The 23,650-nt window shown below is 62.8% G+C and carries 19 protein-coding genes; 14 read left to right on the top strand and 5 right to left on the bottom strand.

Annotation, left to right across the window (positions count from 1 at the left end):
- Positions 1-188 precede the first annotated feature (188 nt).
- From gap to CXQ80_RS04670, 6 genes are all read left to right on the top strand, one after another.
- Complete coding sequence (gene gap / locus CXQ80_RS04695) at positions 189-1,190, top strand: type I glyceraldehyde-3-phosphate dehydrogenase (RefSeq protein WP_101316958.1); 1,002 nt, start codon at positions 189-191, stop codon at positions 1,188-1,190.
- A 142-nt stretch (positions 1,191-1,332) separates the two neighbouring features.
- Positions 1,333-1,845, top strand: coding sequence for an RNA polymerase sigma factor (locus CXQ80_RS04690; RefSeq protein ID WP_101316956.1), 513 nt, complete (start codon positions 1,333-1,335; stop codon positions 1,843-1,845).
- Positions 1,846-1,938: 93 nt separating this feature from the next.
- Positions 1,939-2,901, top strand: a complete 963-nt coding sequence (locus CXQ80_RS04685; RefSeq protein ID WP_101316954.1) for a FecR domain-containing protein — start codon at positions 1,939-1,941, stop codon at positions 2,899-2,901.
- Positions 2,902-3,039: 138 nt separating this feature from the next.
- Positions 3,040-5,616 carry a TonB-dependent receptor gene (locus tag CXQ80_RS04680; protein WP_101316952.1) on the top strand — a complete coding sequence of 859 codons (2,577 nt, stop codon included), beginning with the start codon at positions 3,040-3,042 and terminating at the stop codon, positions 5,614-5,616.
- Between the two features lie 268 nt (positions 5,617-5,884).
- Positions 5,885-6,493: a biliverdin-producing heme oxygenase gene (locus CXQ80_RS04675; protein ID WP_101316950.1), complete on the top strand. Its 609-nt coding sequence runs from the start codon at positions 5,885-5,887 to the stop codon at positions 6,491-6,493.
- Between the two features lie 52 nt (positions 6,494-6,545).
- Positions 6,546-6,959, top strand: coding sequence for a YbaN family protein (locus CXQ80_RS04670; protein ID WP_101322954.1), 414 nt, complete (start codon positions 6,546-6,548; stop codon positions 6,957-6,959).
- Position 6,960: 1 nt separating this feature from the next.
- On the opposite strand, the gene arcD (CXQ80_RS04665) is transcribed toward CXQ80_RS04670, so the two are convergent.
- A complete protein-coding gene (gene arcD / locus CXQ80_RS04665; protein WP_101316948.1) occupies positions 6,961-8,388 on the bottom strand; it encodes an arginine-ornithine antiporter in 1,428 nt (475 codons plus the stop codon).
- Positions 8,389-8,813: 425 nt separating this feature from the next.
- Here arcD (CXQ80_RS04665) and arcD (CXQ80_RS04660) point away from each other — a divergent pair, with 425 nt between their 5' ends.
- The 7 genes from arcD (CXQ80_RS04660) (at position 8,814) to CXQ80_RS04630 (ending at position 16,649) form a co-directional block, all read left to right on the top strand.
- Positions 8,814-10,241, top strand: coding sequence for an arginine-ornithine antiporter (gene arcD / locus CXQ80_RS04660; RefSeq protein WP_101316946.1), 1,428 nt, complete (start codon positions 8,814-8,816; stop codon positions 10,239-10,241).
- A 31-nt stretch (positions 10,242-10,272) separates the two neighbouring features.
- Positions 10,273-11,529 carry an arginine deiminase gene (arcA, locus tag CXQ80_RS04655; RefSeq protein WP_101316944.1) on the top strand — a complete coding sequence of 419 codons (1,257 nt, stop codon included), beginning with the start codon at positions 10,273-10,275 and terminating at the stop codon, positions 11,527-11,529.
- Positions 11,530-11,599: 70 nt separating this feature from the next.
- A complete protein-coding gene (locus CXQ80_RS04650; protein WP_101316942.1) occupies positions 11,600-12,610 on the top strand; it encodes an ornithine carbamoyltransferase in 1,011 nt (336 codons plus the stop codon).
- Positions 12,611-12,718: 108 nt separating this feature from the next.
- Complete coding sequence (gene arcC / locus CXQ80_RS04645) at positions 12,719-13,648, top strand: carbamate kinase (RefSeq protein ID WP_101316940.1); 930 nt, start codon at positions 12,719-12,721, stop codon at positions 13,646-13,648.
- A 56-nt stretch (positions 13,649-13,704) separates the two neighbouring features.
- The gene (locus CXQ80_RS04640; RefSeq protein ID WP_101316938.1) at positions 13,705-14,073 is read left to right on the top strand and encodes a DUF5064 family protein; all 369 of its coding nucleotides are present in this window, start codon (positions 13,705-13,707) and stop codon (positions 14,071-14,073) included.
- A 109-nt stretch (positions 14,074-14,182) separates the two neighbouring features.
- Positions 14,183-15,691: a sigma-54-dependent transcriptional regulator gene (locus CXQ80_RS04635; RefSeq protein WP_101316936.1), complete on the top strand. Its 1,509-nt coding sequence runs from the start codon at positions 14,183-14,185 to the stop codon at positions 15,689-15,691.
- A gap of 100 nt (positions 15,692-15,791) precedes the next feature.
- Positions 15,792-16,649, top strand: a complete 858-nt coding sequence (locus tag CXQ80_RS04630) for an SDR family oxidoreductase (protein ID WP_101316934.1) — start codon at positions 15,792-15,794, stop codon at positions 16,647-16,649.
- A 54-nt stretch (positions 16,650-16,703) separates the two neighbouring features.
- Here the strand turns inward: CXQ80_RS04630 and CXQ80_RS24795 are convergent, their stop codons facing one another.
- Positions 16,704-16,868: a hypothetical protein gene (locus CXQ80_RS24795; protein WP_178080748.1), complete on the bottom strand. Its 165-nt coding sequence runs from the start codon at positions 16,866-16,868 to the stop codon at positions 16,704-16,706.
- A gap of 316 nt (positions 16,869-17,184) precedes the next feature.
- On the opposite strand from CXQ80_RS24795, the gene CXQ80_RS04625 reads away from it, so the two are divergent.
- Positions 17,185-17,394 carry a hypothetical protein gene (locus tag CXQ80_RS04625; protein WP_101316932.1) on the top strand — a complete coding sequence of 70 codons (210 nt, stop codon included), beginning with the start codon at positions 17,185-17,187 and terminating at the stop codon, positions 17,392-17,394.
- Between the two features lie 221 nt (positions 17,395-17,615).
- Here CXQ80_RS04625 and CXQ80_RS04620 read toward each other — a convergent pair whose 3' ends face one another.
- The 3 genes from CXQ80_RS04620 to CXQ80_RS04610 form a co-directional block, all read right to left on the bottom strand.
- Complete coding sequence (locus tag CXQ80_RS04620; protein WP_101316930.1) at positions 17,616-20,765, bottom strand: efflux RND transporter permease subunit; 3,150 nt, start codon at positions 20,763-20,765, stop codon at positions 17,616-17,618.
- Between the two features lie 24 nt (positions 20,766-20,789).
- Positions 20,790-22,049 (bottom strand): efflux RND transporter periplasmic adaptor subunit, encoded by a 1,260-nt coding sequence (locus tag CXQ80_RS04615; protein WP_101316929.1) that lies wholly within the window; start codon positions 22,047-22,049, stop codon positions 20,790-20,792.
- 68 nt (positions 22,050-22,117) lie between these two features.
- The gene (locus tag CXQ80_RS04610; RefSeq protein WP_157831729.1) at positions 22,118-23,389 is read right to left on the bottom strand and encodes a TolC family protein; all 1,272 of its coding nucleotides are present in this window, start codon (positions 23,387-23,389) and stop codon (positions 22,118-22,120) included.
- Positions 23,390-23,650: the final 261 nt, after the last annotated feature.

The following is a 23,650-nucleotide window of genomic DNA, read 5'->3' as shown; positions in this document are numbered from 1 at the left end:
CAACGTGGAAGTAGCTCGCCCGACCACTCGTTGTATGTTTACACAAAATACTGCCATCAAAAGGGCTTGTTTTCTATCCCATAACGCATAATCTTGTAATTCCAATAACAAAATCGTTTCAGTGAATGCGTGCTCCACGGCAATAGGCCTTGTGCCACAGCCTTCACCCGACTGCCAGAGGTATTACCATGACCCTACGCATCGCCATCAACGGATTCGGCCGTATCGGGCGCAACGTCCTGCGCGCACTGTATACCCAAGGCTACCGGCAAGACCTGCAGGTCGTCGCCATCAACGATCTGGGCGACAGCGCAATGAACGCCCACCTGCTCAAGTACGACAGCGTCCACGGCATTTTCGATGCACAGGTCGAGGCCGATCATGAAAGCCTGACCGTCAACGGCGACCGCATCGCGGTCAGCGCCATCCGTAATCCGGCCGAGCTGCCGTGGAAGGCCGAAGCCATCGACGTCGTGTTCGAATGCACCGGGCTGTTCACCGACCGCGCCAAGGCTGCAGCACATTTGAGTGCCGGCGCCGGCAAGGTGATCATTTCGGCGCCGGGCAAGGGCGTTGACGCCACCATCGTCTACGGGGTCAACCATGATGTGCTGCGTGCCTCGCACCAGATCATCTCCAGCGCCTCCTGCACCACCAACTGCCTGGCGCCGATTGCCCAGGTGCTGCACCGCGAGTTCGGCATCGAGCAGGGTTTGATGACTACCATTCACGCCTACACCAACGATCAAGTCCTGACCGACGTGTACCACAGCGACCCATACCGGGCGCGTTCGGCCACCCAGTCGATGATCCCGAGCAAGACCGGCGCCGCCGAAGCGGTCGGCCTGGTGCTGCCGGAACTGGCGGGCAAGCTGACCGGCATGGCCGTGCGCGTGCCGGTGATCAATGTGTCGCTGGTGGACCTGACCGTCAACCTCAAGCGCGAAGCCAGCGCCGAGCAGGTCAACCAGCTGTTCCTCGAGGCCAGCCGCCACTCGCGGGTACTGGGTTACAACGCCCTGCCGCTGGTGTCGTGCGACTTCAACCACAACCCGTTGTCGTCGATCTTCGATGCCAACCACACCCGCAGCAACGGTCGCATGCTCAAGGTGCTGGCGTGGTATGACAACGAGTGGGGCTTCTCCAACCGCATGCTCGACAACTGCCTGGCGCTGCACAACGCGCAGTAAGCTGGCTCGCCCAGCAGCAGCGCAGACATTGCGCTGCCTGCTCGGGCCGGACATACGCCTCGCAAGGGGTCAGTTTTAACGCTTGACCAATACATGTGATGATAAGCATTATCATTAACCTCCGTATCGGCCAGGTCGCCCCGTGAGTCAGTCACGCTTCAATATCGTCTTCCTAACCCAACGCCTCAGCCTGCTGCGCACGCTGCAAGGCATGGTGGGCAACCCCAGTACCGCTGAAGACCTGCTCCAGGAAACCTACCTGCGGGTAACCCGCGCCCTCGGCGAACGGCCGGTCGAACACCTTGAGCCGTTCGTGTTCCAGACTGCCCGCAACCTGGCCCTGGATCACCTGCGCGCCCGCCGCGTCCAAGCGCGCACGCTGGTCGAGGATGTACCCGAGCAAGTCCTGCACAACGTCGCCGCCCCCACCAGCAGCAGCGAGGACGCCGCCCACGCCGAGCAGTTGCTCAAGCACCTGAGTGTCAGCCTTGGCCAACTGAGCACGCGCCAGCAGCGCATCTTCATCCTCAGCCGCCTGCACGGCGCCAGCTACCTGGAGATTGCCGAGCAGTTGCAGGTTTCGGCGAGCACGGTGCAAAAGGAACTGAAACTGATCATGGCCATCTGCATGGGTGTGGCCGAGCGGCTCAAGTAAGCCGACCGCTGGCCCGCCAGGATCGGTAAAGCGCTTGCCTTGGCCCGTTGCAGCCCCGATCATTCGGCAAAATCCCCCAAGCAAGGACCCTTCGTGACCGACAGCCCCAGCCCACGCCCGACACCTGCCGGGCCCGATGCCCGCGCGCGTGCCATGGACGAGGCACTGGACTGGCTGCTGCGCCTGCAATGCGCCAGCGCAGCAGACACCGCAGCCTTCGAGGTCTGGCTGAGCGCTGCGCCGGAAAACGCCGAGGCCTATGTCGAGGCCGAAGCGGTGTGGAACGGTGTGCCCCTGCGTCAGGCCGCCGGGCAGATCCACCAGACCCAGCGCAACGCTCCAGCCGCTCGCCTGCGCCGCCACTGGAAGCCACTGACCAGCGCAGCCGTGCTGCTGGTCGGCGTGTTCACCTTCGGCAACCTGCCGGTGCGCCTGCAGGCCGATCACCTGACCGTGGTCGGCGAGCGCCAGCGGCTGCAACTGGACGACGGCACCAAGGTCCTGCTCAACACCGACTCGGCGTTTGCCAGCGATGTGCGCGACGGCCAGCCAGTGGCCCGCCTGCTGCAAGGCGAGGCGTATTTTCAGGTAAGCCGTGCCGGTGAGCAGGCGCTTGAGGTGCAGGCCGGGCCGATGCGTGCGCAGGTCCGCGACACCGACTTTGCCGTGCGCTACCTGGATGGCCAGGCGCAGGTCCGCGTGCAGCGCGGCGATGTTGACCTGCACGCTGCCAGTGATCAGCACATTCGCCTGCGCGCCGGTGACAGCATCAGCGTTGGCCCGCAGGGTTTTGGCCAGCCCAGCCGCCCCGATATGCGCCAGGATCTGGCCTGGGTCGAGGGCCGCCTGGTGTTCGAGAACTGCCCGCTGAGCGAAGTGCTGGCCGAGGTGCGCCGTTACTATCCGGGCTGGATCATCAGCCGCAACGGCGCGCTCGAGCAGGTTGCCGTGACTGGTAACTACCGCCTCGACCAACCGCTGGAAACCTTGCGCGCGCTGGCCCAGATCACCTCAGCCAGGCTGCATGAATACCCGGCGCTGGTGATCCTCAACTGAATCGCTGACTGCCGCCTGAATTATTTTTACGCGATCGCTACCGACAACACGTCTCGTTATAGCCAATGCAACTGATTCTTGTTTTTAAACAAGAACAAGCGTCACCTATAACAGTTCGCGCGTCTGGGAGCGCTTTCGATGTCCACAGCTCAACTCCGCCCGTCACCCCGCCGCCTGGGGCAGCTGTCTCTGCTGACCTTGGCCCTGATCGCCAGTGGCGCCTGCAGCCTGCCGGCCCTAGCCGCAGAGCCGGCCCAGGCCAACAGCCCGCGCATGGGCGATTACCGCTTCAGCATCAGCCAACAGCCGCTGGTTGCGGCCATCAACGCCTTCAGCCAGGTTACCGGCTGGCAGGTCGGCTTCAGCGCCGAGGTCGCCGAGGGTATCTCATCGCCCAGCGTTCAGGGCTCGCTGCCAGCCGAGCCTGCGCTGCAGCGTTTGCTGCAAGGCACCGGGCTGAGCTACCGCAAGATCGGTAACGGCAACGTGGTGCTTGAACGCCAGTCGGCCAGCAGTGTGATTGCCCTGCAGCAACTGACCGTCAGCGCCACCCGCAGCGCCCAGGATGTCAGCCAGGTACCGAGCACCGTCACTGTGCAGACCCGCGAGCAGCTGGATCGACAGAACGTCAACGATATCCAGCAATTGGTGCGTTACGAGCCGGGTGTTTCGGTTGGCGGCACCGGCCAGCGCAGCGGCCTCAACGGCTACAACATCCGCGGCATCGACGGTGAACGGATCCTGACCCAGATCGACGGAGTGTCGATCCCCGACAGTTTCTTCTACGGCCCCTACGCGCAGACCCAACGCAATTATGTCGACCCGGAAATCGTCAAGCGCGTGGAGATACTGCGTGGCCCGGCTTCGGTGCTGTACGGCAGCAACGCCATCGGTGGCGCGGTCAGCTACTTCACCCTCGACGCGGACGACATCATCAAACCGGGCAAGGACTTCGGCGCACGCTTGAAGACCGGCTACAGCTCGGCTGACGAAAGCTGGCTGACCTCGGCCACCATCGCCGGCCGCCAGGGCGACGTCGACGGCCTGCTGCACCTGAGCCAGCGTAACGGCCATGAGACCGAGTCCTATGGCGAGCACAACGGCACCGGCCTCGATCGCACCGCGGCCAACCCGGAGGACGTGCGCACTACCAACGTGCTGGCCAAGGCCGGCTGGAACTATGCCGATGATGCGCGGCTGGGTTTCACCTACGAAAACTACAAGGATGATCGCGACCAGAACATCCTCAGTGCCGTGGGCGGGCCATTCATTCCAGGGCGTGGCCCGATGAACTCGTACCGCGATCGCCAGGGCAATGACACGGTTACCCGCGAGCGCTTTGGCATCAATCACGAATTCGGCCTCGACAGCCTGTTCGCCGACCGCGCCAAGTGGAGCCTGAACTACCAGATCGCCAAGACCGACCAGCGCACCGAAGAGCTGTATGTCGCCTCGGGCCGCCAGGTAGCGCGTGATCGCAAGACCACCTACAAGGACCGCCAGTGGGTATTCGACGGGCAGTTGGACAAGTCCTTCAGCATCGGCCAGACCGACCATCTGCTGACCTACGGCACCACCCTCAAGCACGAAGAAGTCACCGGTACGCGCAGCGGCAGCGGCACCTGCCTGAACGTCGGCGGCAGCTGCACGGCAGTAGGCCAAGCCAGCGATGGGCAAGTGCTGGTCAGCGACTTCCCCGACCCGACCGTCGACACCTACAGCCTGTTCGCCCAGGACGAAATCCGCTGGAACAGCTGGACCTTCCTGCCCGGCGCGCGCTACGACTACACGCGCATGCGACCGGAGATGACCGACGCCTTCCTGCGTGGCATTCAGGGCACCGGCGTCGCCCCTACGTCTATCGACGACTCGGACAAGAAATGGCATCGGTTGTCGCCCAAGCTCGGCGTGACCTACGCCTTTGACGACAACTACACCTGGTACGGCCAGTACGCCGAAGGCTTCCGCACGCCGACGGCCAAGTCGATGTACGGGCGCTTCGACAACCCGATTGTGGGCTACCGGGTAGAGGGTAATCCCGGCCTGGAGCCGGAAAAAAGCAAGAGTTATGAAACCGGCCTGCGCGGCAACTTTGCCGCAGGTAACTTCGATGTCGCGGTGTTCTACAACAAGTACCGGGATTTCATCAACGAAGACGCCGTGCAGTCGGCCAACCTCGGCACCACCTTCCAGGCCAGCAACATCAAGCACGCCACCATCAAGGGCGCCGAGTTCAAAGGCCGCTTGAACCTCGATCACTTTGGCGCACCGCAGGGCCTGTATGGCCAGACCTCGATTGCCTATGCCAACGGTCGCAACGATGACAATGGCCAGCCGATCAACAGCGTCAACCCGCTGACCAGCGTGTTTGGTCTCGGTTATGACCAGGCCGACTATGGCGCCCTGCTCAGCTGGACTTTGGTCAAACGCAAGACCCGCGTCGACGACAGCGCCTTCTTCGCTCCGGACGGCGCCAGCACCCAGTTCCGCAGCCCGGGCTACGGCGTGCTCGACTTGAGCGGTTTCTACAAAGTCACCGACGACGTCACCGTCAACGCCGGGCTGTACAACCTGACCAACAAGAAGTACTGGCAGTGGGATTCGGTGCGTGGCTACGACGGCCAGGGCGAAGCGGCGGTGACCCAGCCGGCCAACCTCGACCGCCTGACCATGCCCGGGCGCAATTTTGCCGTGAACGTCATCTGGGATATCTGACCTGCGCCGGCGCGATGCCCCGGCGAAACTGATATCTGGCGGGCGCCGCGTTCCCTGTAGGAGCGGCCTTGTGTCGCGAAAGGGTCGCGTAGCGGCCCCGGCATTCTGTGGTGCTGCGCAGATCCTGGGCCCGCTACGCGCGCCTTTCGCGACACGAGGCCGCTCCTACCTAGACCCGCGCTGCCAGGACTATTGAGCATGAATTTTTACTGTGTTCAGCCCGCTTGTTCGTCTCGTAACTAGACCGCCCTTTTTCCAAGGATCCACCATGACCAACGCCGCCAACGCCGAGCGCCCGCTGCTGCGCTCGCAACGCCTGAATCAAGCGACCAACGCCCCACACACCGAGCTCGACGCACTGGTCAAAGCCCACGCGCCGTTTGCCAACCGTGACAACTTTGCCCGCTTCGTGGTCGCCCAGTACCTGTTTCAGTCCGAGCTGCAGGCGCTGTACAACGACCCACAACTGATCGCTATCGTGCCCGACCTAGCCGCACGCTGCCGCGCCGATCAGGCTCGCCTGGACCTGGCCGATCTCGATACCGCAGTGCCGGCGCCCGTGGCTGGCGCGTTGCAGGCGCCGAGCCTGGGCGAGGCACTGGGCTGGATCTTCGTCTCCGAAGGCTCCAAACTGGGCGCCGCTTTTTTGATCAAGCGTGCAGTGGCACTGGAGCTGTCCGACAGCTTTGGCGCACGTCACCTGGGTGAGCCGGCCCGTGGCCGTGCCGAAGGCTGGAAACAGTTCACGCGCATCCTCGACGGCCTGGAGCTGTCGGCTGAAGAAGACGCAGCCGCCGAGCGTGCTGCAGTCGCCGCCTTCGAGCGCTTCACCGAGTTGCTCAAGCATGCCTACGCGGCAGAAGTCGCGCCGGCCTGATACGCTTTACCCGGTCACCGCGGTGGTGGCCGGCCGTTTTTGCAGTGAGATCATGACCCAACTTGCCTGCTCGAAACTGACCCGCCTGCTGTACGCGATCCTGGCTTATGTGAGCCTGGGGATCGGCTTGGTGGCGATTGTCATTCCGGGCCTGCCGACCACCGAGTTCATTCTGCTTGCAGCCTGGGCCGCGACGCGCAGCTCGCCGCGCCTGAGCGCCTGGCTGGAGAACCATCGGCTGTTCGGGCCGATCCTGCACAACTGGCGCAACGGCCGGGTGATCCAGCGCCGGGCGAAAATCAGCGCCACCGTGAGCATGCTGATATGCGCCTGCCTGATGCTGACCTTTCTCGAGCACCGTTGGCCGGTGTTTCTGGCCATCGCCGGCATGAGCCTGGGCAACCTGTGGATCTGGTCACGCCCGGAGCGCGTTCAGCCCGCAGCCTCCAACTGCAACGCCGGCTGAGCTAGAGCGTCAACAACCCCGCGTACAGCGCATACGCGGCCACGCCTGCACCTGCCAGCACCGCAGCGAAAATCAGCTTTTCCCAGCCGGTGAAGAGCGCCTCGCCCTGCTCGTGCTTGGCCCTTGCAAACAGAATCACCCCTGGCGCATACAGCAACGCCGACAGCAGCAGGTACTTGAGCCCGCCGGCGTACAACAGCCAGATCGCGTAGACCAGCGCCAGGCCGGCCACCGTCAGGTCCTTGCGGCGCAGCCCCGCTTGCTCGGCATAGCCTTCACCGCGCAGCGCCAGCAGCACCGCATAGGCCGCCGACCACAAGTACGGCACCAGAATCATCGACGACGCCAGATAGATCAGGCTGGTGTAGGTGCCTGCCGAAAACAGCGTGATCAGCAAAAAGCCCTGGATCATGCAGTTGGTCAGCCACAGCGCGTTGGCCGGCACGTGATTGGCGTTCTCGACGGTGAGAAAACGCGGCATGGTCTTGTCCTTGGCCGTGGCGTAGAGGATCTCTGCACACAACAGTGCCCACGACAGCAGCGCGCCCAGCAGTGACACCGCCAGGCCAAGGCTGATCAGCAGCGCGCCCCATGGGCCGACGATATGCTCCAGCACCGCTGCCAGCGACGGGTTCTGCAACCCCGCCAGCTCCGGCTGGGTCATCACCCCAAGCGAAAGCACGTTGACCAGCACCAGCAAGGCGAGCACGCCGAGAAAGCCGATCACGGTCGCCTTGCCCACGTCCGAACGGCGCTGGGCCCGCGCCGAGTACACGCTCGCGCCCTCGATGCCGATAAACACGAACACGGTCACCAGCATCATGTTGCGGACCTGCTCCATTACGCTGCCGAACTGCGGGTTGCTCGCGCCCCAGAAGTCGCGGGTGAAGACTTCGGCACGAAACGCCACGGCGGCAATCATGATGAAAATCAGCAGTGGCACTACCTTGGCCACGGTAGTGATCAGGTTGATGAACGCGGCTTCCTTGATCCCACGCAGCACCACAAAGTGCACGCACCAGAGCAACACCGAGGCGCAGCCGATCGCCACCGGCGTATTGCCCTCGCCGAACATCGGGAAATAAAACCCCAGGGTGCTGAACAGCAGTACGAAGTAGCCGACGTTGCCCAGCCAGGCGCTGATCCAGTAGCCCCACGCCGAAGAGAAACCCATGTAGTCGCCAAAACCGGCCTTGGCGTAGGCATACACCCCCGAGTCGAGTTCGGGTTTGCGGTTGGCCAGGGTCTGGAACACGAACGCCAGCGCCAGCATGCCTACGGCGGTGATGCCCCAGCCGATCAACACAGCGCCGGCGTCGGCGCGGGCGGCCATGTTCTGCGGCAGCGAAAAGATTCCGCCACCAATCATCGAACCCACTACCAGCGCAATCAAAGCACCGAGTCGCAGTTTATTTCCAGGCTCGCTCATTGGGCGCCCACCGTTGGTTGATGTCATCTGCACGCAAAACTTTTGAGCCCATATAAATAGCGCTGTATATGCGCTGTCACCCTTAAACGCTATAGCACTAATAGCAACACTGTCTATAGGCGATCCTGTGCGCCAGTGGGAGGCTGCCGGGCAACTATAGCCTCTGCAGTAATAATTTTAATTTACGCTGAAAATTTGCCTATCCAGTAAAAGCGGCTAGTTTGAAACATCGCAGGCAGAACAGAGTGTTTACTCTACCTAGACATGGAGTTGCCGGTGCAAAGGCCTGCAGCAGAGCGGTCGGCACACTCCAGGAGACACGTCTGGCCCAGGCCTTACGTTGCCATGAACTGATCTACATCAGCGAATGCCGGCGGCGTCAGGTTTACCATGACGTCAACTTTCTCCTGGTACGGAGTCGTTAAATGTCTGATTCTCCCGAAAAACTTAAACTCGGCGCACTGGTCGCACTTGTGGTCGGCTCGATGATTGGTGGCGGGATATTTTCCCTGCCGCAAAACATGGCCGCCAGTGCCGGTGTTGGCGCGGTATTGATTGGCTGGGCAATTACCGCAGTAGGCATGTTGACCCTGGCGTTCGTATTCCAGACCCTGGCCAATCGCAAGCCCGATCTGGACGGTGGCGTGTATGCCTACGCCAAGGCTGGATTTGGTGACTACATGGGCTTTTCTTCAGCCTGGGGTTACTGGATCAGTGCCTGGCTGGGCAACGTCGGTTACTTCGTGCTGTTGTTCAGCACGCTCGGTTATTTCTTCCCGGTATTTGGCGAAGGCAACACGCCGGCGGCGGTGATCGGCGCCTCGATCCTGCTCTGGGCCGTGCATTTTCTGGTGCTGCGCGGGATCAAGGAAGCCGCCTTCATCAACCTGGTGACGACCATCGCCAAGGTGGTGCCGCTGGCCTTGTTCGCGCTGATCTGCCTGTTCGCGTTCAAGCTCGACGTGATCACCGCCGACATCTGGGCGGTCGGCTCGCCGGACCTGGGCAGCGTGATGAACCAGGTGCGCAACATGATGCTGGTCACCGTGTGGGTGTTCATCGGCATCGAGGGCGCGAGTATCTTCTCCTCCCGCGCAGAAAAACGCGCCGACGTCGGCAAGGCCACGGTAATCGGCTTTATCACCGTGCTGCTGTTCCTGGTGCTGATCAACGTGCTGTCGATGGGCGTGATGACCCAACCGGAACTGGCCAAGCTGCAGAACCCGTCGATGGCGGCAGTGCTTGAGCATGTGGTCGGCCACTGGGGCGCGGTGCTGATCAGCGTCGGCCTGATCATCTCGCTGCTCGGGGCGTTGCTGTCGTGGGTGCTGCTGTGCGCCGAGATCATGTTCGCGGCGGCCAAGGACCACACCATGCCGGAGTTCCTGCGCCGCGAAAACGCCAACCATGTCCCGACCAACGCCCTTTGGCTGACAAACGCGATGGTGCAGGTGTTCCTGATCATCACCCTGTTCTCGGCCAGCACCTACCTGTCGCTGATCTACCTCGCCACCTCGATGATCCTGGTGCCCTACCTGTGGTCGGCGGCCTACGGCTTTCTCATGGCGCTGCGCGGCGAAACCTACGAACAAGCACCCGGTGAGCGGCGCAAGGACCTGCTGATCGGCGCCATCGCCCTGCTCTACGCGATCTGGCTGCTGTATGCCGGCGGCATGAAGTACCTGCTGCTGTCGGCGCTGCTGTATGCGCCTGGGGCGATCCTGTTCGCCAAGGCCAAGCGTGAACTGGGGCAACCGATCTTCACCAGCATGGAGAAGCTGATCTTCGCCGCAGTAGTCGTCGGCGCGCTGGTGGCGGCCTACGGCCTGTATGACGGTTTCCTGACCCTTTAATCACCGAATCTGCATCATGGAGGCAATCACCATGTCCACCGAAAACCTCAAGTACGGCGTCCATTCCGAAGCCGGCAAACTGCGCAAAGTGATGGTCTGCTCCCCAGGCCTGGCACACCAGCGGCTGACCCCAAGCAACTGCGACGACCTGCTGTTCGACGATGTGATCTGGGTCAACCAGGCCAAGCGCGACCACTTCGACTTCGTTACCAAGATGCGCGAGCGCGGCATCGAAGTGCTGGAAATGCACAACCTGCTGACCGAGACCGTGCAGATCCCTGAAGCTCTGAAGTGGATCCTCGACCGCAAGATCACCGCCGACACCGTCGGTCTGGGCCTGACCAACGAAGTGCGCAGCTGGCTCGAAGGCATGGAGCCGCGCCGTCTGGCTGAGTTTCTGATTGGCGGCGTGGCCGGCGAAGACCTGCCTGAAAGCGAAGGCGCCAGCGTGATCAAGATGTACCGCGACTACCTCGGTCACTCCAGCTTCCTCCTCGACCCGCTGCCCAACACCCAGTTCACCCGCGACACCACCTGCTGGATCTACGGCGGCGTCACGCTGAACCCGATGTACTGGCCAGCGCGCCGTCAGGAAACCCTGCTGACCACCGCCATCTACAAGTTCCACCCACAGTTCACCAACGCCGAGTTCGAAATCTGGTACGGCGACCCTGACCAGGACCACGGCAAGGCCACCCTGGAAGGCGGCGACGTGATGCCGATCGGCAATCGCGTGGTCTTGATCGGCATGGGTGAGCGCACTTCGCGCCAGGCCATCGGCCAACTGGCGCAGTCGCTGTTCGCCAAGGGCGCGGTAGAAAAAGTAGTGGTCGCCGGCCTGCCCAAATCGCGCGCGGCGATGCACCTGGACACCGTGTTCAGCTTCTGCGACCGCGACCTGGTCACGGTCTTCCCGGAAGTAGTCAAAGAGATCGTGCCGTTCGTGATCCGTCAGGACAGCAGCAAGCCGTATGGCCTGGACGTGCGCCGCGAGCACAAGAGCTTCATCGAAGTGGTCGCCGAGTCGCTCAACCTGAAAGAGCTGCGCGTGGTTGAAACCGGCGGCAACGCCTTTGCCGCCGAGCGCGAGCAGTGGGATGACGGCAACAACGTGGTCGCGCTCGAGCCTGGCGTGGTCATCGGCTACGACCGCAATACCTATACCAATACCCTGCTGCGCAAGGCCGGGGTCGAGGTCATCACCATCAGTGCCGGCGAACTCGGCCGTGGCCGTGGCGGCGGCCACTGCATGACCTGCCCGATCATCCGCGACCCTATCGATTACTGAAATAGCCAGCACCCCGGCCGCGCTCACCAGGCGCCGGCCGGGTACCTCACCGAATCCAAGGAGAACTGTCATGGCGTTCAACATCCACAACCGCAACCTGCTCAGCCTGGAACACCACACCACGCGCGAGCTGCGCTACCTGCTCGACCTGTCCCGCGACCTCAAGCGCGCCAAGTACACCGGCACCGAGCAGCAGCACCTGAAGGGCAACAACATTGCCCTGATCTTCGAAAAGACCTCGACCCGCACCCGCTGCGCGTTCGAAGTGGCCGCCTACGACCAAGGCGCAAACGTCACCTACATCGACCCCAATTCGTCGCAGATCGGTCACAAGGAAAGCATGAAGGACACCGCACGGGTGCTCGGGCGCATGTACGACGCCATCGAGTACCGCGGCTTCAAGCAGGAGATCGTCGAAGAGCTGGCCAAGTTTGCCGGGGTACCGGTGTTCAACGGCCTGACCGATGAATACCACCCTACCCAGATGATCGCCGACGTGCTGACCATGCGCGAAAACAGCGACAAGCCGATCCACGACATCAGCTACGCCTACCTGGGCGACGCCCGCAACAACATGGGCAACTCGCTGCTGCTGATCGGCGCCAAACTCGGCATGGACGTGCGCATTGCCGCGCCCAAGGCGCTGTGGCCGCATGATGATCTGGTCGAACGCTGCCACAAATACGCCGAAGAAAGCGGCGCGCGCATCACCCTCACCGAAGACCCGAAAGCGGCGGTCAAAGGCGTCGATTTCGTCCATACCGACGTCTGGGTATCGATGGGCGAGCCAGTCGAAGCCTGGGGCGAACGCATTCAGCAACTGCTGCCGTATCAGGTCAACGCCGAGCTGATGAAGGCCACCGGCAACCCGCGGGCCAAGTTCATGCACTGCCTGCCGGCGTTCCACAACTCCGACACCAAGGTCGGCAAGCAGATCGCCGAGCAGTACCCGCACCTGGCCAATGGTATCGAGGTGACCGACGACGTGTTCGAGTCGCCGGCCTGCATTGCCTTCGAGCAGGCGGAAAACCGCATGCACACGATCAAGGCGATCCTGGTCTCGACCCTGGCCGATCTCTGACCGACTCGCTGGGCTGGCGTGGCCGCTGCGGGGTGAATTGCTGCTTGTCAGCACGTTCACTCGCAGCGGCCACGCCGTCTGCTCCTCTCTGCCAAAGGACACTTCACCATGCGTATCGTTGTTGCACTGGGCGGCAACGCCCTGCTCCGCCGAGGCGAGCCTCTGACCGCTGACAATCAGCGAAGCAACATCCGCACCGCCACCGAACAGATCGCCAAGATCCACCCCGGCAATGAACTGGTCATCGCCCACGGCAACGGCCCGCAGGTCGGTTTGCTGTCGCTCCAGGCCCAGGCCTACAAGCCGGACGAAGCCTACCCGCTGGACGTGCTTGGCGCTGAAACCGAAGGCATGATCGGCTACATGATCGAACAGGAGCTGGGCAACCTGCTCGACTTCGAAGTGCCGTTCGCCACCCTGCTCACCCAGGTCGAAGTCGACGCCAACGACCCGGCCTTCAAGGACCCGACCAAGTTCATCGGCCCGGTCTACAGCAAGGAGGACGCCGAGCGTCTGGCCAAGGACAAGGGCTGGGTGGTCAAGCCTGACGGCGACAAATACCGCCGGGTAGTCGCCAGCCCGAAACCCAAGCGCATCTTCGAAATCCGTCCGATCAAATGGTTGCTGGAAAAACGCAGCATCGTGATCTGTGCCGGGGGCGGCGGCATCCCCACCATGTACGATGAAAACCGCAAGCTCAAAGGCATCGAAGCGGTGATCGACAAGGACCTGTGTTCGGCCCTGCTGGCTGAACAGCTGGACGCTGATCTGCTGGTCATCGCCACCGACGTCAATGCCGCGTATGTCGACTTCAACAAGCCCACGCAGAAGGCGATTGCCCAGGCTCACCCGGATGAACTGGAGCGGCTTGGCTTTGCCGCAGGCTCGATGGGACCCAAGGTGCAGGCTGCCTGCGACTTCGCCCGCAACACCGGCAAGGTCGCGGTGATTGGCTCGCTGGCCGACATCGAAGAGATCGTCAAAGGCACCGCCGGCACTCGGGTATCCACCGCCAAGCCTGGAATAAGCTACCGTTGATTGCAGTTGGCGGGTGCCGGTCGCCCGCCGTTTTCACACCTTTGCGAGGAGCTATCATGGCCAAGTTCGAGCCAGGTCACGTGCATATCGAGCGCATGGCGCTGCACAACCAGGATCACAGCTACGACCTCAACATCAACTACGAAGTGGCCACGGACCCCAAGGACGGCGCCGGCATCCAGTTTCGTATGCACGGCAGCATCGAAGGCAAGCCGGTCGATGAGACGTTCTTTCTGGCCAAGGATCAGGTCCTGCCGAGCTTTCTCAGCATCGCCACGCGCAAGGCCCAGAGCTACATGCCGCAGCCGAAAAAATTCGAGAGCATGGGCTCGTCGCACAAAATCTATGACCTGATGTTTGAAGACATCCGCCAGAAGCTCGCGGTCAAATCCGGCGACTGCGTCAAGCCTGAGCACCTGGAATAGCCTCTACGGCGACAGTACCGCCGGCAGTTTTGTTGATGCACAAGGCTTGAAGCCTGAGGCGGGCGCGGCATACTGAGCGCCTCTGCGGCCACAGCCTTGTACGCTCCCCATGCGCATTCACGTCAGCTTCATCGACCGCGTCGGCATCACCCAGGAAGTCCTGGCCCTGCTCGGTGCCCGCCATCTCAACCTGGACGCCGTGGAGATGGTCCCGCCAAACGTCTACATCGACGCCCCGACCCTCAGCCCGGCCGTGCTCGAAGAGCTGCACGACGCCCTGCTTGAAGTACACGGCGTGCAATCGGTGGAAGTGGTCGACATCCTCCCCGGCCAGCGCCGCCACCTGCAGCTGGATGCCTTGCTGGCAGCCATGAGCGACCCGGTGCTGGCCGTCGACAGCGCCGGCAAGGTGTTGCTGGCCAACCCGGCGCTGATCGCCCTGTGCGGGCGCGAGTCGGCCGGGCGTTCGGTTGGCGAGCTGTTCAAGGACCCGGCCCTGCTGCAGGCGCTGCTGGACAACAACTTCCACCTGCCGATGCGCGAGATGCAGTTCGACGGCCACAGCCTGCTCCTGGATGCCACGCCGATCACCCATGCCGGCGGCCTGCTGACGCTGTACCCGCCCAAGCGTATGGGTGAGCGCTTGTCGGCGCTGCACCATGATCACGCCGAAGGCTTCGATGCGCTGCTCGGCGACTCGCCAGCCATTCGCACCCTCAAGGCCCGTGCCCTGCGTGTGGCGGCGCTGGATGCGCCGTTACTGGTGCATGGCGAAACCGGCACCGGCAAGGAGCTGGTGGCCCGCGCCAGCCATGCCCTGAGCAGCCGTCAGGGCGCGCCGTTTCTGGCTCTCAACTGCGCCGCGCTGCCCGAGAGCCTGGCCGAGAGCGAACTGTTCGGCTATGCCCCGGGCGCGTTTACCGGCGCGCAGCGCGGCGGCAAGCCGGGGCTGATGGAGCTGGCCAACCAGGGTACGGTGTTTCTCGACGAAATCGGCGAAATGTCGCCGTACCTGCAGGCCAAGCTGCTGCGTTTTCTCAACGACGGCAGCTTTCGCCGGGTCGGTGGCGATCGCGAGGTCAAGGTCGATGTACGCATCATCAGCGCCACCCACCGTGACCTCGAGCGCATGGTCAGCGAGGGCAGCTTTCGCGAGGACCTGTTCTACCGCCTCAACGTGCTCAACCTGCAAGTGCCGCCGCTGCGCGAGCGCGGCCAGGACATTCTGCTGCTGGCGCACTACTTCATGCAGCAGGCCTGCACACAGATCCAGCGCCCGACCTGCCAGCTCGCCCCAGGCACCCATGCAGCGTTGCTGGCCAACCCGTGGCCGGGCAACGTGCGCCAATTGCAGAACGTGATCTTCCGCGCTGCGGCCATCTGCGACAGCGACCTGGTCGACATTGGCGACCTGGACATCGCCGGCACCGCGGTGCGCCGAGGCCAGGACACCGAGGTGGCCAGCCTTGAGCAGGCAGTTGGCGATTTCGAGCGTGAGCTGCTGCAGCGCCTGTACCCCAGCTATCCCTCGACCCGGCAGCTGGCAGCACGGCTGAATACCTCACATACTGCGATTGCTCAGCGCCTGCGCAAGTACGGCATCCCCGCCAAACCCTGAGGCTTGACCACTGGTCGCGTTGACCGCGCATGCACTCCAACTCCCGCGGATGAGCTCCTTCCAATAACAGGAGCCTTTCATCTCAACAGGAGTACCGACCATGCGCGATTACCCTACGCCACCGTTTCCGGCACAACCGCAGGACGTACCCGGCGAGCAGCAGAAGATGCAACCGCTCCCCGATTGCGGCGAACACAGCTACAAAGGCAATGGCCGCTTGCAGGGCAAGATCGCCCTGATTACAGGCGGCGACAGCGGCATCGGCCGCGCCGTGGCGATTGCCTATGCCCGTGAAGGCGCCGACGTTGCCATCGCTTATCTGAATGAACACGAAGACGCCCAGGAAACTGCCCGTTGGGTCGAACAGGCTGGCCGCCAGTGCCTGCTGCTGCCAGGCGATCTGGCGCACAAGGCGGTGTGCTACGAAATTGTCGACAAGACGGTGGAGAAGTTTGGCCGCATCGACATCCTGATCAACAATGCCGCGTTCCAGATGTCCCACGAAAACCTCGAAGACATCACCGATGACGAGTGGGTGATGACCTTCGATGTGAACATCACTGCCATGTTCCGCATCTGCCAGCGCGCGCTGCCGTCGATGGCCAAGGGCAGTTCGATCATCAACACCAGCTCGATCAACTCCGATTCGCCCAAGCCGACACTGCTGCCGTACGCGACGACCAAAGGTGCGATCGCCAACTTCACCGCCGGGTTGGCGCAGATGCTTGGCAGCAAGGGCATTCGCGTCAACAGCGTCGCACCTGGCCCGATCTGGACACCATTGATCCCGGCGACCATGCCGGTCGAAGAGGTCAGCGAATTCGGTACGCAAACGCCGATGGGCCGCCCTGGCCAGCCGGTCGAAGTCGCCCCGATCTATGTGCTGCTGGGCTCGGATGAGGCCAGCTACATTTCAGGTTCGCGCTATGGCGTGACCGGCGGTAAGCCCATACTGTAAATCCCGCAAAAAAAGCGGCGCGCATCCCGAGAGATGCGCGCCGCTTTTTCATTTTTACTTGCGCTGCTGGTCTTCCTGACGTGCAGTTTTCTGCGCGGTCGAATCATGCTCGGTGCCCGTCGAGCCGTCTGGCCGGAGTGCATCGTTGTCGCGCTCGGCTTCTCCGGCGGACTTGCTCGGTGTTTGTTGCTGGTGTTGTTTATCGGCGGGGTTGTGCATACATTTTTCTCCTAGCCTTTGCTGTAGTCGGGCGATACCGCAGAACCGCGTCATCTACCTATTGGGAGAAAAACGGTTAGAGATCGTGCCCATATTTTTATCAAAACAAGATGAATGGTCAGGCAATGAACGTTCAAAAATTGAATTCAACTAACACTGCCGTAATCTTTAGCGCGCCGATTACCCGGTGCCGTTATGAGTGCGCCAACCTAACCAAACTGTAATGGCCCACTCACCCTCGCGTTAACTTCGCCTGGTTAACCTGCATGCGAGAGAAACCGCCGTTCCCGGCAGGTTGACGATAGCGAGGTTAATTATGAAACTGCTGAAGTGCATGGCCATGGCCAGCCTGCTGATTGGAATGACCGGCACCGCATATGCTGAAGGCGGGCATGAGCGCGCCAAGCAATTCAATAAGGATTTTCGGACTGAACAGGCACGACTTTGGGATAGCAAGTCGTTGCAGCAGGATGACAAACAAAAAGTTGCGCAACAGCAGAAACAGCCACGCACTGAAAGTAAATAAGTTTTCATACCAATAACGGGGCCGCTGCGCGCCCCTTCGCAGCGGTCCGGCGTCCTGGTGAACCCGCTCCCACAGGGTTGTGAGTTAACTTATCAACCTGTGGGAGCGGGTTCACCGGGACGCCGGACCGCCGCGAAGGGCCGCGCAGCGGCCCCGCTCTATTCAATCTTCAATAAAAAAACCCACAATCTGCATTGTGGGTTTTTTGTTGGGCAACTACTTCAATCCTGCTCTACCTCATCATCACGCCGATGCACCCAGTGATACAGCGCCGGCAACACCAGCAGCGTCAACGCCGTAGACGACAGAATCCCGCCAATCACCACGGTCGCCAGCGGCCGTTGCACCTCAGCGCCGGTGCCGGTGGCCAAGGCCATCGGGATGAAGCCGAGCGACGCCACCAGCGCCGTCATCAACACCGGTCGCAACCGGGTCAGCGCACCTTCATCCACGGCCAGCCTGACACTGCGACCCTCCTCACGCAGCCCACGGATGAACGCGATCATCACCAGTCCGTTGAGCACCGCGACCCCGGACAAGGCAATAAAGCCGACCCCAGCCGAAATCGACAGCGGGATATCACGCAGCCACAGCGCCACCACCCCGCCGGTCAGGGCAAAGGGAATCCCGGTGAACACCAGCAAGCCGTCTTTGAGGTTGTTGAACATCAGGAACAGCAAGGTCATGACCAACAGCAAGGCCACCGGCACCACGATCTGCAGCCGCTTGGCCGCCGACTGCAACTGCTCGAACTGGCCGCCCCAGCTGGTCCAGTAACCTGCCGGGATGGCGACCGTGCTGGCCAGGGTCTCGCTGGCCTGCGCGACGAACGAGCCAAGGTCACGCCCGCGCACGTTGGCGCTGACCACCACCAGGCGCTTGCCGTTCTCGCGGCTGATCTGGTTGGGCCCCAACTGCAGGTCCAGGCTGGCCACCTGCGACAAGGCGATGAAGCCAATCTGCTGGGCCCCGCTGGCGGCGCTTGCCGGCACCGGGATCAACAGGCTGGACAGCCCGGCAACGTCGGTGCGCAAGGTCTCCGAGAGGCGCACCACCATGTCGAAACGGCGGTCGCCTTCATAAAAGGTGCCAGCCTCACGGCCACCTACCGCGATGGCGATGGCGTCCTGCACAGCGCCCATGCTCAGGCCATAACGTGCGGCCTTGTCGCGGTCGATATTGATGGTCAGTACCGGCAAGCCGGTGGTCTGTTCGACCTTGACCTCGGACGCACCTGGCACGCCCTGCAACGCCGTGGCGATCTTGGCCGCAGTGCGGTTGAGCACATCCATGTCATCGCCGAAAACCTTGACCGCAACATCACTGCGCACACCGGAGATAAGCTCGTTGAAACGCAACTGAATCGGCTGCGATAGCTCATAGTTGCTGCCCGGCACGCTGGCGGCTGCCTTCTGCACCTGGGCGATCAATGCCTCCCGCGACAGGCTCGGGTCGGGCCACTGACTCTGCGGCTTGAGCATGATGTAGGCATCGGAGATGTTCGGCGGCATCGGGTCGGAGGCGATCTCGGCGGTGCCGGTACGGGCAAATATCCGTTCCACCTCTGGGACCTGCTCGATGATGGCTTTTTCCAGACGCTGCTGCATGTCGACCGACTGGGTCAGGCTGGTGCCGGGCACGCGCAACGCCTGCAAGGCCAGATCGCCCTCGCTCAGGCTGGGGATGAACTCGCTGCCCATGCGCGTCGCCAGCACGCCGCTGAGCAGTACCACGATGAACGCCCCGGCGAAGGCAAACCGGCGATGCTCCAGCACCCAGCGCAGCACCGGCTGGTAGCCCTGGCGCGCGGTGCGCATGACCACGCCTTCCTCTTCCTTGACCTTGCCGGTGACGAACATGGCAATCGCGGCAGGCACGAACGTCACCGACAGGATCATCGCGCCGAGCAGCGCCAGCACCACGGTGAACGCCATCGGGTGGAACATCTTGCCCTCGACTCCGGTGAGGGCAAAGATCGGCAGGTACACCACCATGATGATCAGCTGGCCGAAGATCAACGGCCGGCGCGCCTCACGGGCCGCCGCGAACACCTCATGGAAACGCTCGGTCTTGCTCAGCATGCGCCCGTGCTTGTGCTGGGCATGGGCCAGACGCCGGATGGCGTTTTCCACGATCACCACCGCGCCGTCGACAATGATGCCGAAGTCCAGCGCGCCCAGGCTCATCAGGTTGGCGCTGACCTTGTTGTTGAACATGCCGGTGAAGGTGAACAGCATCGACAGCGGGATCACCATCGCCGTGATCAACGCCGCGCGGATATTGCCGAGGAACAGGAACAGAATCACGATGACCAGGATCGCCCCTTCGATCAGGTTCTTCTTGACCGTGGCAATCGCTTTTTCGACCAGATTGGTGCGGTCATAGACGGTGACCGCCACCACGCCCTTGGGCAGCGTGCGGTTGATCTCGGCGAGCTTGCTGGCAACCGCTTGCGACACGCTGCGGCTGTTCTCGTTGATCAGCATGAACACGGTGCCGAGCACCACCTCACGGCCGTTCTCGGTGGCAGCGCCGGAGCGCAGTTCCTTGCCGATGCTGACTTCGGCGACATTGCTGACGCGGATCGGCGCGCCGCCCACGCTGCTGATGACGATGTTGGCGATGTCATCGACAGTGCCCACCTGGCCAGGTGCGCGGATCAGCAATTGCTCGCCACTGCGCTCGATGTAGCCGGCGCCAACGTTGCCATTGTTGCTTTCCAGGGCAGTCAGCAAATCATTCAAGGTCAGCTTGTAGGCAGCCAGGCGCTTGGGATCGGGCGCAATTTGGTACTGCTTGGCGTAGCCGCCAATGGTGTTGATTTCGGCAACCCCGGGCACGTTGCGCAACTGCGGCTTGATGATCCAGTCCTGGATCACCCGCAGGTCGGTCGGGGTGTAGGGCGTACCGTCTTCCTTCAACGCGCCAGGCTCGGTCTCGACGGTCCACAGGAAAATCTCGCCGAGCCCGGTCGATACCGGCCCCATGATCGCTTCGACGCCTTGCGGCAATTGCGCCTTGGCCACCTGCAGACGCTCGTTGACCAGCTGCCGGGCGAAGAAGATGTCGGTGCCGTCCTTGAAAATCACCGTGACCTGCGACAGGCCCGAGCGCGACAGCGAGCGGGTCTGCAGCAGCCCCGGCAGGCCGGCCATGGCCGTTTCCACGGCAAAGGTGATGCGCTGCTCGGTTTCCAGCGGTGAATAGCCTGGTGCGGCGGTGTTGATCTGAACCTGGACGTTGGTGATATCCGGGACCGCATCGATGGGCAGCTTCTGGTAGCTGTAGACCCCGACCGCAGCCATGATCAGCACTGCGATCATGACCACGATGCACTGCTCGATGGCGAATCTGATAAGACGTTCAAACATGGGCAATCTTCCTTTCGCGGCGCATCAGTGGCTGTGCTCGGCAGTGGCCTTGCCCAGCTCCGACTTGAGCGTGAAACTGCCACTGGCAGCGACCTCGACACCGGCCTGCAGGCCCGTGGTGATTTCCACATAACCGCCGTCACGCCGACCAAGGCTGACCGGGTGCGCCTCGAAGCCGTCGACGCTGCGCACGAATACCGCAGGCTGTGCTTCGAGGGTTTGCACGGCCGACTCGGGCACGGCCACGGCGACCTGGGCCGACTGCGCCGTGACCGCGATATTCACGAACAGGCCCGGGCGCCAGGCCCCCTCGGGATTGGTCAGGGTGACGCGCACGGTTGCCGCGCGGTTCTGCTCACCGAGCAGGCTGCCGACATAGCCGACCTTGCCGTCGACTTCGGCATTCATGTCTGGCGAGGACACCTTGACCGCGCGGCCGGTGGTGACCTTGTTCAAGTCACTGGGCGGCACCGCAAACGTCGCCCAGACCTGGCTGAGGTCAGACAGAATGAACGCGTTGGTGGCCTCGCTGACCACTTCGCCGACGCTCAGGTGCTTCTCCACCACCACTGCATCGAACGGTGCTCGCAGTTCGTAGCGGTTGCCGCCGGCGGCCCCGATGGCAGAGCCGATTGCGGCGATTTTCTGGTGGGCATTGGCCTGGGCAATCTCAGCCTCTTGCAGGGCCTGGCGCGCCTGCAGGTAGTCCTGCTCGGCAGAAATCTTGTCCTGCCACAACTGTTGTTCGCGGGTGAAGGTCAGCCGGGCAAGCTCCAGTCGGCGCTGGGCGGCCTGCTGTTCGCTGCGCAGGTCGGAGATCTGCTGGCTGGCGATCACCGCCAGCACCTGGCCCTTGCGCACCGCCTGGCCGAGGTTGGCCTGCACGCTTTCGACCACGCCAGGCACCCGCGGCACCACGTGCGCGGTGCGGTCTTCGTCGAAGCGGATTTCACCCGGGAAGCTCACCACGGTGCCGAGCTGGCGTGGCCCTGCAGGGGCGAGGACGATGCCCGCAGCCTTGATCTGCTCAGCACTGAGGGTCAGCTTGCCCTCCTCTTCTCCATGGCCTGCTTCGGCGTGCTCGTCTTCAGCGCCTTCCTGGTGGTCGTGATCATCCTCGCCTGAGTTTTTGGCTGGCGTCGCCTGCGTCTCGGCATGGCCATGATCGTCATCCTTGCCATGGGCATCGGCGTGCTGCTCGGCATTCGAGCTCCAGAGCAGGCTGCCCAGGCCGAGGGCGGCCACGGCGGCAACCGCGAGGGCGATCTTGCGTGTGTTGTTCATTGCTACTCCTGCTAATCGTGGGCAGTGACGGGCTCAGCCGCCAGGTACCGAATAAAGCGTCTGGCCGCTCAACGCGCGGCAACGGCACCATCAAGGTCGCCGTAGATCCGTTCCACTTGCGCCCGGGCAGCACTGGCGGCGCCCAGCGAGTCGAGGTACTGGCCGCGTGCGGTGATCAAGGTGCGCTGGGCATCGAGCACTTCGATAAAGCCGAACTTGCCCATTTCGAAACCGCGCGTGGCGCTGTCGAGCGCCTGCTGGGCTGCCGGTAGGATGGTCTGCTCGTAGGTCTCGACCTCGTGCATTGCGCGGGTCCATTGCAGCAGCGCGGTCTGGGTTTCACTGCGCAGCCGCTGCTCGACCGCGTTGCGTTGGTCGCGCGCCTGATCGGCGCGGCGCGCCGCCGAGAGCACGTTGCCCTGGTTGCGATCGAACAGCGGCAACGGCATCGACAGGCCGACCACGTTGACCCGCTCGCGCACGGTGCGGTCGTATTGGCTGCCGACACTGACGGTGAGGTTGGGCACGCGCAGGGCCTTTTCCGAGCCAAGCGCGGCATCGCTCTGGTCGATCACGGCAAGCGCGTGGCGCATCTCGGCGGTCTGCTCGAGCCGGGCCAGCAGGTCGACGGAGGATGGCGGCAAGCCAGGCGACAGGCTCGGCGCATCCAGCCGCTGAACATCGGCAGTGGCGCTGCCGCTGATCAGGGCCAGGTTCTGGTAAGCCATGGCCTGTTCGGTTTCAGCCCGGCGCAACTGCAGGCGCGCTTCGGCCAGCTCGACCTGAGCGCGGGTCGCCTCGACCGGCGACGACTTGCCCGCCCGCACCCGGCCATCGACAACCTTCAGGCCGCGTTCGCCGAGCTGCTGCGACTGGCGCGCCAGATCGACCCCGACCTGCGCGCGCAGCGCGGCATGAAAGGCCTGCACAACATCGGCACGCAGACTGTTGACCTGACGCGCCAGCTCCAGCTGAGCGACGCTCTGACCGTAGCTGGCAGCTTCGATGCGCGCACCGCGCTTGCCACCCAGCTCCAGCGCCTGGCTGAGCGTGACCGTGGTCGTGCTGCTGTTGCGGTCAGTGTCTTCAACCTCGTAAGACAGCTCAGGGTTGGGCATGACCCCAGCCTGGTCACGCGCACCTTGAGCGATGCCGATTTCCTGGCGGGCAGCTGCCAACTGCGGGTTGGCCGCCATGGCCTGGGCCAGGGCCTGGGTCAAACTCAGGCCCTGGGCCAGTGCCGGCGCGGGCAGGCCGGCGCCGATCAGCGCGCAGACAGCCAGCAGCCGGCACGCCCAGGCTGGCTTGCTGATCAAGGTGGAACGGTTGAACCGGGGCACGGTAGGGGTCCTCTGCACACATTTCACTGAAACCTGGCAAGCACCCTGCGGCCGCCGCCAAGCCCTGTTGAATCAAGTGCAGGCACGCTAATGAACGGCAGCTATCAGCGCGGTGGCGGCAACATTACAATTTTGCAAGGAAGTGAATGCGGCGCGGCTCTCCAGCGCGTCCCGTTGACGTGGTCGGGCAACAGGCAAATGACCAAATTGTAATGATCGGATTACCCTGCCGTTATCTTCTGACTGCAACGATATATCCAG

This window comes from Pseudomonas sp. 02C 26, assembly GCF_002843585.1.
Taxonomy (GTDB): domain Bacteria; phylum Pseudomonadota; class Gammaproteobacteria; order Pseudomonadales; family Pseudomonadaceae; genus Aquipseudomonas; species Aquipseudomonas shirazensis.
The sequence above is the reverse complement of the archived record's forward strand: the minus strand, read 5'-3'. Positions and strand labels throughout refer to the sequence as shown.